Below are 11511 nucleotides of genomic sequence, written 5' to 3'. Positions count from 1 at the left end.
TGTAGCAGCGTACCTATGTTGGGCCCATGAAACGGATTGCACTTGCGCTTGCGCTGACCCTCATTGCCCCGGCTTCCTGGGCGGCAGAGAAACTGAGCCTTAACGAGATCTCCCGCTATCTGAACGGGATTTCCACGGCGTCGTCGCCTTTCACGCAAATCAATGACGATGGCAGCCTGTCTACAGGCAAACTGTATATGCACCGGCCAGGGCGGATGCGGTTTGAATATGATGGCAACGGAGGCGGCACTGTGGTGGCCGGCGGCGGTGCGGTGGTGATCCACGACCCGAAATCGAACCAGCCGCCTGAAACCTACCCGCTGAAGCGGACGCCGCTGTCGATTATTCTGGACCGCAGGGTGGACTTGGGCCGGGCCAACATGGTGGTGGGGCACAGCTTTGACGGCACCTCGACCATCGTGCGGGCGCAGGACCCGGAGCATCCGGACTATGGCAGTATTGAGATGATGTTCACCGGCAGCCCCGTGGAATTGCGCAAATGGGTTATCCACGACGGCGCAGGTGGTAAAACAACCGTCATTCTCGGGGCGATGGAAACTGGCGTAAAGCTGTCCTCCAGCTTGTTCACGACTACTGGCCGGTCCCGCTGAACAGCGATTTCTCTCTGTTAAGCGTGGCGGTGAATGAAGGGCATAGCCTCGTCAAAGAATTCCTGAAATCCCGGGTGCCCGCCGACCATGCCGTGATTGTTGCCGGGCAGTTCTACAAAGCTGGCACCTGGGATCAGCCTTGCCGCCAGCCGGCCTTCCGAAACCGGCACCGCCCGGTCGCCGCCGCAATGCAAAACAAGGGTAGGGACCCGGACCTTTTCTGCGTGGGGGGCAGCGTCGATTTCCGCGTTCATCTCCACTATGCGAAGCGCATTTTTTGTGTTGGTTGAAAGCCGCTGCAACTCATCGAAGGACTCACCTTCCGCCGCAGTGGCATCAGGAATGTAAGTGGTCGTGAAGAAATGCCGGTAGATGGAATCGGGTGATCCCCAGCCGTCGCGGATCATGTTGTAGCCGATCTGATAGAACCGGTCCGCCTCCGGGTCCTTGCGCCGCATCCGTCCGCGCACATAGCCGCCCAGCAGGATCAGGCATTTGACCCGCTCCGGGTACTGCGCCGCGAACCGCATGGAAAAGGCTGCGCCCTGGCTGATTCCAAACAAGGCAAACCGGTCCAGGCCCGCGGCATTGGCAACGGTGAACATGTCGTCGATCATCCGGTCTTCGGAAATCTCGTCCACCTCCCAATCCGACAGCCCGTTGCCGCGTTGATCAAAGCGGGTCAGGCTGCATTTGCCTGCAAATTCAGCCAGAAACTGACCCCACACAGGGCTTTGCCACTCGTATTCAATATGGTTGATCCAGTTCGGTGCCTTCAGCACAGGCGGCCCGTGACCGATCGTGGTATAGGCCAAATGGGTTCCATCGGGAGAGGAGCAATACTTGACCCTTTGCTGCAGCGCCGCTTCCGGCGGTTCACGTTCGGGACGGGCTTCGGGAACCCACTGCCAAAGCCGGACTGGACGGGAGATGTTCCTGACCCGTTGTGAACCCATGTCGCGGAAACGTTCCCCAAGCTGCCCAGTCACAGTTTCATGCACGATACCAGAGATGCTAATGCCGCCGGGTTCCGCAAGACCTTCCAACCGGGCAGCCACATTGATGCCGTCGCCGAAGATATCCGCACCGTCGAAAACCACATCGCCGATGTTGATCCCGATCCGGTAGCGGATCCTGATTTTCTCAGGCATATCCGCCTCACGGATCGCCATCTCCTTCTGGATCGCCAGGGCGCAACGGACGGCATCATGCGCAGAGGCAAACTCAACAAGCATGCCGTCACCGGTGGTTTTCACTATATGGCCGCGGTGTGCCGCGATCTGGGGATCGATCAGCTCCTTGCGATGGCCTTTCTGCCGCGTCAAAACGCCCTCATCGTCCTCTTCCATGAGGCGGGAGTATCCGGCCATATCGGCGACCAGAATGGCAGCGAGCCTGCGTTCCATACTCTGTGTCCTCCCCCCTGAATGTTAGGGGAGAGGCGTTCAATATCCAGTTTTGGCCCGGGTCACCGGAATTTGCGGCAGGTTGCCAGCTGTGCTTGATAGGTTTGTGCGCGTGCCTCGACCTGGCCTGCAACGCGCATCAGCCAAGCTTTGGATCGGTAGCTTCCTCGGGAGTAGCCGTAGTGGCCCTCATGATAGGCCAGATACTGGTTGCGCGCATCGTAAAGAGGGATGCCGTTCTTCTCCAAGCTCTTGCGCATATACCAGCCCATGAAGTCGGTGGCATCGCTGATCCGGTCGCGCTTGGCACGGCGGCGGCCAGTGTCGTGGCGGTAATCGTCCCAAGTGCCGTCCAACGCCTGGCTGTAGCCATAGGCGCTTGATTGCCGGCCTATCGGGATCACGCCCAGAAGGTACTGATGCGGCGTGCGGGCATCACCACGAAACCGGCTTTCGTGATAAATCGTGGCCATCTGCACATGCACTGGAACGCCCCAGCGACGCTGGGTTGCGCGAAATGCCTTCAGGTATTCAGGCCGCTGCTGGATGATGCTGCAAGCATTGTCCAGATTGCGCGGCGGCGCTTTGTGCCCGCCTCCGCAAGACGCAACCGCCATGAGGAGAACGAGGGCGCTGATAAGTCTGCTCATTGCCTCTGCCCATTTTGTTTTGGGTATGTTTTGCGGCGAGTTTAGCCGATTGCAGCAGGCGAGGAAATCACATTTCCTGAAACGATTTCAGCTGCGGTGGTGAAAAAAATCGGTGATTTCGGGGTGAAACTGCCTGTTCCGCCGTCTGCTACGCGGGGCCAAGTTCCACAGCTGTGAGGTTGATCCGCCAGGTCAGTTGCCTGCACGTTTCACGACGGCGTCTCCGGGTACTGTCAAAATGGAGTCCACAGTCTGTTTCCCCGAAAATTTGCCTCAACAGTTGGACATTTCCCCGAAGCGCGCGCTATTTAGAAAAGACGGGGGCATAAAGACCATGATGAGAACACGCGCAAAATACAATCTTGGGCAGGTCGTCCGCCACCGGAAGCATCCCTTTCGCGGCGTCGTCTTTGATGTTGACCCGGAATTTTCGAATACCGAGGAATGGTATGAGGCGATCCCGGAAGACAGCCGTCCCGTTAAGGACCAGCCTTTCTACCATTTGCTGGCGGAGAACGACCAAAGCTATTATGTGGCCTACGTTTCCGAACAGAACTTGGTTGCGGACTATTCAGGAGAGCCTGTTGGTCACCCTGATGTGCCTGAAATGTTCGGAAACTTCGATGGCGGCGCCTATGCGCTGCACTATCAACTGAACTGAATTTTTCAGAGGGGCCTGTCTGACGCCGGGTTTTCAGTATCCCAGTGCGCAGCCGTCCTTGCGCGGGTCGCTGGCGCCTTCCAGTACGCCGGAAGCATGGATGCGGATTGCCTGTGCACCTCCCAGCGGAGTGTCTGGAACCTCGACTTTGTGGCCCAAATCCGTCAGCTGCTGGCGGACCGCATCTGAGTAGCCTCGCTCCACCTTCAGCAAGCCAGCATCGGCAAAGCAGCGCGGGGCATCAATGGCGGATTGCAGGTCCATGCCGAAATCCAGAAGGTTCGACACCAGACGGGCGTGACCTGCAGGCTGATATCCACCGCCCATCACGCCAAAAGGCATAGTCACTTCTTCATCTTGCGTCAGCATTGCCGGAATGATGGTATGCATTGGTCGCTTGCCGGGCCCCAGCTCGTTGGGGTGGCCTTTTTCGAGAGTGAAACCCGCGCCGCGGTTCTGCAAGAGAATGCCAAATTTTTCTGACGCGATTCCAGAGCCAAAGCCGTGGAAGATGGAATAGATCAGCGAAACCGCCATCCGGTCTTTGTCCACCACCGTGATGTAAACTGTGTCCTTGTGAACCGCTTCCGTCAGTGGCGCGGCGGCAGGTATGGCCTGCTTGGGGTCGATCAGAGCGGCAAGACGTGAGGCAGTTTCCGGCGCCAGCATGTGCTCCAGCCGGGAGGTGTGGTCAGGATCTGCTAAAAACCGGTTGCGCGCGTCATATGCCAGCTTGGCGGCCTCAGCCTCGATGTGCGCGCGTTCCACACCTAAAGGATCCAATCCTGCAAGGTCAAATTGCTTAAGAATATTCAGCAGAAGGATCGCCGTAGCGCCCTGGCCGTTGGGAGGATGCTCGGCTAACCCCATATCCTTGTAGGAGCCTTCAACCGGTTGGGTAAAGAAACTGCAGGCACTGGCAAAGTCCTGCAGCGAGTGCGTACCTCCAACAGCCGATAGTGCTGACACCATGTCGTCAGCTACTTCACCTAAGTAAAACGCGTCACGCCCGTGCTTTGCAATCCTGCGAAGCACCTCGGCTTGGCCGGGTGCACGGAACAGATCACCCGAGTTTAGCGGTTTTCCGTCTTTCAGAAAGTGGTCACGCGCCGCACCGGTTAAGGTTCCGGCACTGTTCTGCCAGTCAAATGCTGTGCGTGCCGCTACGGGCACGCCTTCTTCTGCGTACCGGATGGCAGGTTGCAGCAGGACATCAAGCCCAAGGCAGCCTTCGGACTCCGCCAGGCGGCAGAATGCATCAATGGCGCAAGGGATGGTAACGGCATCCGCGCTGCCCAGCGGAACTGCGCCAAGACCTTGTGCTCTTAGAGCGGCTGCATTGGCTCCTGCTGGGGCGAAGCCGGATCCGTTAAGTGCCTGAATTCCTTGCTCCGGGTGCGAAAACAGCACAAAGCAGTCGCCACCGATCCCGGTCATTTGCGGCTCGCAGATCCCCAGCAGAACCGCCCCGGCCACTGCAGCGTCCATGGCGTTGCCGCCGCGCTTTAGCATGTCCAGCGCCACACCGGCAGCCAGCGGGTGAGAGGTGGCGCACATGCCGGCGGAAGCAAAAACTGCCGAGCGTCCGGGTAAATGAAAATCTCGCATGGCCTTGCTTCCCGTATTGACGCCGAGAGCCTAGGCAACACGCGCCGGAAAACAAGCCAATTCCTCAGCGAGGGTGTAGGAACTGGAGATACAGTGGTGAGGGAAGATAGGGAGCGCTGAAAGAGATGTCCCCGGTGCCGTGCTCTGGTGGGGGCAAGAACACACGGCACCAGGGGAAGCTCGTTTCAGCTACAAGTAACGTTTCGCATACCTGTTGGGCCGTGGCGGGCCGGAAATGCGGCGCTATTGTGGCGAAACGTTAAAGTTGCGTTTAAGTGGTGTTGGAGGCCGTCAACGCAAGATCAGGTTCAAGCCTCGGCAGAGGGACTGGTAACCTGAATCTCGAAGCAGAGCGTCAGATTATTGCTTCCTTCGGACCGCTCATACTGGACTTGGCTGGCCAATTCCCGGATCAGGAACCAGCCAAATCCGCCCTCGGGCAGGCTCTTGACCGGAACATTGACATCGGCGGGCTTGCCTTCAGGCAGTTGCCCGTTCGGGAAAGGAGAACCAGCGTCCTGGATGCTGATCCAAAGCCGATCGTGGGTAAGTTCCGCTTTGATACGAACATCCCCAGGTGTTGCGTCTGCATAGGCATGCTCTACCACGTTGTTCACGGCTTCAGTTAAGGCAATTTGCACCTCGTCAGCGCGGGCCGAGGGGATACCCAAGGTCCGCAGTCGGGCCACGACCGATGAGATGCTGGAGCGGGCATCTGTATTCGTGGCTGTGAACGAGCAAGCAAAGGTTTTTACCATCAATTTCTCGCTTTGCGCCGCCAGCGCAGTCGTCTTCAGGAATTTGCGCTGGCCGGGGCGGTTGCTTCGCTCAGCGAACTATACAGATCAAAGATCGTGTCCATGCGCGTCAGCCTGAAGACTTTCTCCACCATGGGGGTCAGCCCGGCCAGATCCAGCTTGCGGCCACCGCCCAGCTGCTTCATGGCCGCAACAATCGCGCCAAGTCCGCTGGAGTCGATGAACTGCACCTCGGACAGGTCCAGAATGACGCGCTCGGCCCCGGCTTCGGTTTCGGTGCGCATGTCTTCCTTGAACTGGATGGCCATGGCGGCATCAATGCGCTCTGCATTGACTTTGACGATCTGTGCACCGTCCGTCATGGTGGTGGTCAGGCTCATTTTAGTCCCCCGGGATGTAACGTCATTAGGCTGTACTCTAGACCGCAAAGCTTACTTTTCTGTAGGTATAATTTTGACGATTGGAGGAAAATTGCATGAAAGATGTTGTTATCGCCGGAGCGGCCCGGACGCCTATGGGCGGGTTCCAGGGCATGTATGACGGGGTGACGGCTGCAGAGCTGGGCGGCGCGGCAATCCGGGCTGCTTTGGAAGGGGCCGGCACTGCCACCGTGGACGAGGTGCTGATGGGCTGCGTGCTGCCGGCAGGGCAGGGTCAGGCACCGGCGCGCCAGGCAGGCTTCTCTGCTGGCCTGGGCGAAGAAGTGCCAGCCACCACGCTCAACAAGATGTGCGGTTCGGGTATGAAGGCGGCGATGATCGCATTTGACCAGATTGCGCTGGGCCAGGCGGACACGATGATTGCAGGAGGCATGGAGAGCATGACAAATGCGCCCTACGTGCTGCCCAAGATGCGCGGCGGCGCCCGCATCGGCCACGGCCAGGTGATCGACCATATGTTCCTGGACGGTCTGGAAGACGCATATGACAAGGGCCGCCTGATGGGCACCTTTGCCGAAGATTGCGCCGAAAAATACCAGTTTACGCGTGAGGCGCAGGACGAATATGCGCTGAAATCGCTGTCCAATGCGCTGGAAGCGCAGGAAAGCGGTGCGTTTGACGGTGAAATCGCAGCCGTGACCGTGAAAACCCGCAAGGGCGATGTCATCACGGATGCGGATGAGCAGCCAAAATCCGCACGTCCGGAAAAGATCCCGACGCTGAAACCGGCGTTCCGCAAGGACGGTACAGTGACCGCAGCCAATGCCTCCTCCATTTCTGATGGAGCTGCGGCCTTGGTACTGGCCTCCGCTGAAGCTGCCGAAGCGCAAGGCCTGAAAGTCCGCGCCCGCATTCTAGGTCACGCCAGCCACGCCCAAGCGCCGGGCTGGTTCACCACCGCTCCGGTGCCGGCCGCTCAGAAACTGCTTAAGTCGATTGGCTGGACCGTCGAAGACGTTGATCTGTGGGAGGTGAATGAGGCCTTTGCCGTGGTGCCGATGGCCTTCATGCATGAAATGGGCCTCCCACGCGACAAGGTGAATGTGAACGGCGGCGCCTGCGCGCTGGGCCACCCGATCGGCGCCTCCGGCGCGCGGATCATGGTCACCCTGCTGAACGCTCTTGAAAAACGCGGCCTCAAGCGCGGCGTGGCAGCGATTTGCATCGGCGGTGGCGAAGGTACCGCAATTGCGATTGAGCGGGTCTGATCTTCACTTTTGCGAAATACTCGCAGGGGTGAATTGACCGTGAGGTCAAGAGGGGGCAGACAGCCCCCTCAATACGTTTCAGGAGAGCTGCACATGCAGGTTGAATACGCAACCCTGGCCAAGACCATCGCGGCGCTGACCGAAGGCGAAACGGATGAAGTGGCGCTGATGGCCACCGTGGCCTGCGAGGTGCACCACGCGGACGGCCGCTTCAACTGGACCGGCTTTTACCGCGTCGTGGCACCGGAGCTGCTGAAGATCGGGCCTTATCAGGGCGGCCATGGCTGCCTGCAGATCCCATTCTCCCGCGGCGTTTGCGGCGCAGCGGCGCGCACTGGTGTGGTGCAACTGGTACCGGATGTCGATGCCTTTCCCGGCCACATCGCCTGCGCGTCCTCTACACGCTCGGAGCTGGTGCTGCCGGTTTGGAACGGTGCTGGAGAACTGATCGGGGTGTTTGACATTGACAGCGACCAGCCCGATGCCTTCACTCAGGAAGACGCTGACCAGCTGGAGGCAATCCTGCGGCAGGTGTTCAGCCGCGGCTGATTCGCATATTCGGGGCTTTGCCCCCGGCCTTGCAGCCTTCTTCCAAGGGACAATCGACCAGAAAAAGCCGCCCGGCGCCTGATGGCGCTGGGTTTTTTTCATGGCACTCTTCCGCCCCGTGAAAAAAGGCTTGGAAATTTCACGAACTCGGTCCATCGTGAAAAACGAGAGGATTTTTTCACGGAGCGGGGAGAGAGCCGGTGAACGATCAGACGGTGGCAACGGCGACACTGGGGGCGGATATCCGGGCCTTGCGCAAGGCGCGCGGTCTGACCCTGTCGGATATTGCCGCGATGCTGAACCGCTCGGTCGGCTGGCTGAGCCAAGTTGAACGGGACATGTCCGAGCCCTCGATCTCCGACCTGCGGCAGATTGCCGAAGCGCTGGGCGTACCGATGTCGATGCTGTTTGCCCACTCCGGCGCCCCGGCAGATGAACATGGCTATATCGTGCGTGCAGGCTCCCGCCGCCCGATGGGCTCCGGTGAGGAAGGGCTGATCGAGGAATTGCTCTCCCCCGACCTGACCGACGATTTCGAGATGGTGCACTCCACCTTCCAGCCCAACTCGCGGATGCAGACCCCGGCGAACCGGCCGACACAGGAGGTCGGCTACATGATCTCGGGCAAGCTGGATCTGCTGATCGGAGGCCGCAGCTTTACTGTTGGCCCTGGCGACAGTTTCCGGATCAAGCATGAGCCGTATCAGTGGTCAAACCCTTATGAAGAGCCCGCGGTGGCTGTCTGGGTTATCGCGCCGCCGGTCTATTAGGAGGAAGGTTATGATCAAGGGATCCTGCCTCTGCGGCGACATCCGTTTTGAAACTGCGGCCAAACCGCAAAATGCCTCAATGTGCCATTGCAGCCAGTGCCGCAAGCAATCCGGCGGCATCTGGGCCTCTGCGCAGGTGCGCGACGCAGACCTCACGATCACCGGACCGGTGAGCTGGTTCGAGGCAACGCCGCAGGCCAAGCGCGGGATCTGCCCGCGCTGCGGCTCCTTCCTGTTCTGGAAGGGGACGGGGGAAGACACCACCAGTTTCGCTTTGGGCGCTGTCGACGGGAACACCGGTCTCAGCGTCGAAAAGCACATCTTTACCGCCTCCAAGGGCGACTACTACCGGATTGCGGACGGCGTGCCGCAAGAAGACTGAGACTAGGGAGCGAACATGTCTGATTTTCCAACCAAGGCCCGTGTGGTCATCATCGGCGGCGGCGTCGTCGGCTGCTCGTCGCTTTATCATCTGGCCAAGAAAGGCTGGACCGATTGTGTGCTGCTGGAGAAGAACGAGCTGACTGCCGGTTCGACCTGGCATGCGGCCGGCAACGTGCCGACCTTCTCGACCTCCTGGGCGATCATGAACATGCAGCGCTACTCGACTGAGCTGTATTCAGGCTTGGCCGAAGAGGTCGACTACCCGATGAACTACCATGTTTCGGGCTCGATCCGTCTGGCACACACCAAAGAGCGGATGCAGGAATTCGAACGCGCCATGTCCATGGGCCGTTACCAGGGTATCCCGATGGAGATGTGGACCCCGGAAGAAACCAAGGAACACTATCCGTTCCTGGAGACGCATGACCTGGCAGGTGTTCTCTATGACCCGACCGATGGCGACATCGACCCGGCACAGCTTACCCAGGCCCTGGCCAAAGGTGCGCGCGATATGGGCGCGAAGATCCTGCGCTTCACCCCGGCGACCGGTGTGACCCAGCACGAAGACGGAACATGGACCGTGCACACTGAAAAAGGCGACATCGACTGCGACTATGTGGTGAACGCCGCCGGATACTACGCGCAGCGCGTGGGCGAGATGTTCAAGCCCTACGGCGGCCGGACCGTGCCTGCCATGGTGATGGAGCACCAGTACCTGCTGACCGAACAGATCCCCGAGGTCGAAGCCTGGTCCAAGGAACACGGCGGCAAGCTGCCCCTGATCCGTGATGTGGATGTGTCTTACTACCTGCGTCAGGAAAAGCACGGCTACAACCTCGGCCCCTATGAGCCGAACTGCAAAGGCCACTGGCTGACCGAAGACGATCCGATGCCTGAGGACTTCTCGTTCCAGCTGTGGCAGGAAGACCTAGACCGTATCGAGGATATCGTCACCGACGCGATGGAGCGGGTGCCGCTGATGGCGACTTCCGGTGTCTCCAGCGTGATCAACGGCCCGATCCCCTATGCGCCCGATGGTCTGCCGATGATCGGCCCGATGCCCGGTGTGAAAAACGCCTTCGAAGCGCATAGCTTCACCTTCGGCATTGCCCAGGGCGGCGGCGCCGGAAAGGTGCTGGCAGAATGGATCATCGATGGCCACACTGAGTGGGACATGTGGGCCGTCGATCCGCGCCGCTATACCGACTACACTGATCAGGACTACTGCAACCAGAAAGGCATGGAAGTTTATGGCAACGAATATGCCATGCACTTCCCGCACCACGAGTGGCCGGCCGCGCGCGACAAGAAGGTCAGCCAGGTCCATGCCAAGATCAAAGAACTGGGCGGCGTGATGGGCGCCTACAACGGCTGGGAACGCGCCAACTGGTTCGCGCAGCCGGGTGACGATACCTCGGAAGAGGCCACCCACACCTGGGGCCGCTCCGGCCCGTGGCAGCAGCGCATCAAGGAAGAATGCGAAGCGGTCCGTGACGGCGCCGGTGTGCTTGACCTGCCGGGCTTCTCCCGCTTCAACCTGAGCGGTGAAGGCGCTGCGGAATTCCTGCGCGGCCTGGTGACTGGCGGTCTGCCCAAGGTGGGCCGGATGAACCTGGTCTACTTCTCGGACGACCGCGGCCGTATCCTGACCGAGATGTCCTGTGTCCGTCATGGCGAAGACCACTTTACCATGATCACCGCAGGCTCGGCCCAGTGGCACGATTTCGAAATCCTGAAGAAGGCGCTGCCTGACGGCCTGACCTTGACCGACCACACCACCGAATTCGCAACTATGATCGTCACCGGCCCGAAATCGCGTGAGCTGTTTGCAGGTATCTCCGACGCCGACCTGTCGCTTGGCTGGTTGACCCACCAGGAAGCCACGGTCGCGGGCAAACCCGCCTTCCTGGCGCGGGTGTCCTTTGCCGGCGAACTGGGCTGGGAGGTGCACTGCGCCAATGAGCATCAGCCGGCAATCTATGATGCCTTGCTCGCAGGCGGCGCCAAGCCGTTCGGCATGTATGCGCTGAATTCCCTGCGCATCGAGAAGGGCTACCGCACCTGGAAGGGTGATCTGTCGACCGACTACTCGCTGCTCGAAGGCGGGTTGGAGCGGTTTGTCAAACTGGACAAGCCGCAGGATTTCCCGGGTAAGGCTGCAATCCAGAACGAAAAGCAGCAGGGCGTGAAAAAGTCCTTTGTGACCCTGATTGTCGAAGCTGGCGAGGCAGACGCGCCTTACATGTCCTGCATCTGGAAAGATGGCGAGATCGTGGGCGAAACGACGTCCGGCGACTGGGGCTACCGTGTGAATGCCTCCATCGCGCTGGGCATGGTGCGTCCTGAGCTGGCCGTTCCGGGTACCGAACTGGAGGTAGAGATCTACGGTGAGAAGTGCCGCGCGGTGGTTCAGAAGGACGAACCGTTGTGGGATCCGGCCAACGAGCGCCTGCGCGCCTGATGTGC

At 59.8% G+C, this 11511-nt stretch carries 12 protein-coding genes; 7 read left to right on the top strand and 5 right to left on the bottom strand.

From position 1 onward, the window contains the following. Positions 1-26: 26 nt before the first annotated feature. Positions 27-611, top strand: coding sequence for a LolA family protein (locus tag RA25_RS09490; RefSeq protein WP_019297635.1), 585 nt, complete (start codon positions 27-29; stop codon positions 609-611). A gap of 17 nt (positions 612-628) precedes the next feature. Here RA25_RS09490 and RA25_RS09485 read toward each other — a convergent pair whose 3' ends face one another. Together RA25_RS09485 and RA25_RS09480 are read right to left on the bottom strand one after the other, a co-directional pair. Further along, positions 629-2017 carry an alpha/beta fold hydrolase gene (locus RA25_RS09485; RefSeq protein WP_019297636.1) on the bottom strand — a complete coding sequence of 463 codons (1389 nt, stop codon included), beginning with the start codon at positions 2015-2017 and terminating at the stop codon, positions 629-631. A gap of 62 nt (positions 2018-2079) precedes the next feature. Next, positions 2080-2667, bottom strand: a complete 588-nt coding sequence (locus RA25_RS09480; RefSeq protein WP_019297637.1) for a transglycosylase SLT domain-containing protein — start codon at positions 2665-2667, stop codon at positions 2080-2082. Positions 2668-3001: 334 nt separating this feature from the next. Here RA25_RS09480 and hspQ point away from each other — a divergent pair, with 334 nt between their 5' ends. Then, positions 3002-3328: a heat shock protein HspQ gene (hspQ, locus tag RA25_RS09475; protein ID WP_039147423.1), complete on the top strand. Its 327-nt coding sequence runs from the start codon at positions 3002-3004 to the stop codon at positions 3326-3328. Between the two features lie 33 nt (positions 3329-3361). Here the strand turns inward: hspQ and RA25_RS09470 are convergent, their stop codons facing one another. The 3 genes from RA25_RS09470 to RA25_RS09460 form a co-directional block, all read right to left on the bottom strand. Then, a complete protein-coding gene (locus tag RA25_RS09470; RefSeq protein ID WP_039171800.1) occupies positions 3362-4936 on the bottom strand; it encodes a gamma-glutamyltransferase family protein in 1575 nt (524 codons plus the stop codon). Between the two features lie 308 nt (positions 4937-5244). After that, on the bottom strand, positions 5245-5694 hold the full coding sequence (locus RA25_RS09465) for an ATP-binding protein (RefSeq protein ID WP_019297640.1): 450 nt from the start codon (positions 5692-5694) through the stop codon (positions 5245-5247). A 35-nt stretch (positions 5695-5729) separates the two neighbouring features. After that, on the bottom strand, positions 5730-6074 hold the full coding sequence (locus RA25_RS09460; RefSeq protein WP_019297641.1) for an STAS domain-containing protein: 345 nt from the start codon (positions 6072-6074) through the stop codon (positions 5730-5732). A 95-nt stretch (positions 6075-6169) separates the two neighbouring features. Here RA25_RS09460 and RA25_RS09455 point away from each other — a divergent pair, with 95 nt between their 5' ends. The 5 genes from RA25_RS09455 (at position 6170) to RA25_RS09435 (ending at position 11506) form a co-directional block, all read left to right on the top strand. After that, positions 6170-7342, top strand: a complete 1173-nt coding sequence (locus RA25_RS09455; protein WP_039171797.1) for a thiolase family protein — start codon at positions 6170-6172, stop codon at positions 7340-7342. 93 nt (positions 7343-7435) lie between these two features. Further along, the gene (locus RA25_RS09450) at positions 7436-7891 is read left to right on the top strand and encodes a GAF domain-containing protein (protein ID WP_039171794.1); all 456 of its coding nucleotides are present in this window, start codon (positions 7436-7438) and stop codon (positions 7889-7891) included. 200 nt (positions 7892-8091) lie between these two features. Next, positions 8092-8661, top strand: coding sequence for a helix-turn-helix domain-containing protein (locus RA25_RS09445; RefSeq protein ID WP_019297644.1), 570 nt, complete (start codon positions 8092-8094; stop codon positions 8659-8661). Positions 8662-8671: 10 nt separating this feature from the next. After that, complete coding sequence (locus RA25_RS09440; RefSeq protein WP_039171791.1) at positions 8672-9043, top strand: GFA family protein; 372 nt, start codon at positions 8672-8674, stop codon at positions 9041-9043. Positions 9044-9058: 15 nt separating this feature from the next. Beyond that, positions 9059-11506: a GcvT family protein gene (locus RA25_RS09435; protein ID WP_039147416.1), complete on the top strand. Its 2448-nt coding sequence runs from the start codon at positions 9059-9061 to the stop codon at positions 11504-11506. The last annotated feature ends 5 nt before the right edge of the window (positions 11507-11511 follow it).

The organism is Leisingera sp. ANG-S5 (genome assembly GCF_000813925.1).
Classification (GTDB): domain Bacteria; phylum Pseudomonadota; class Alphaproteobacteria; order Rhodobacterales; family Rhodobacteraceae; genus Leisingera.
This window is presented reverse-complemented; position numbering and strand designations above follow the sequence as displayed.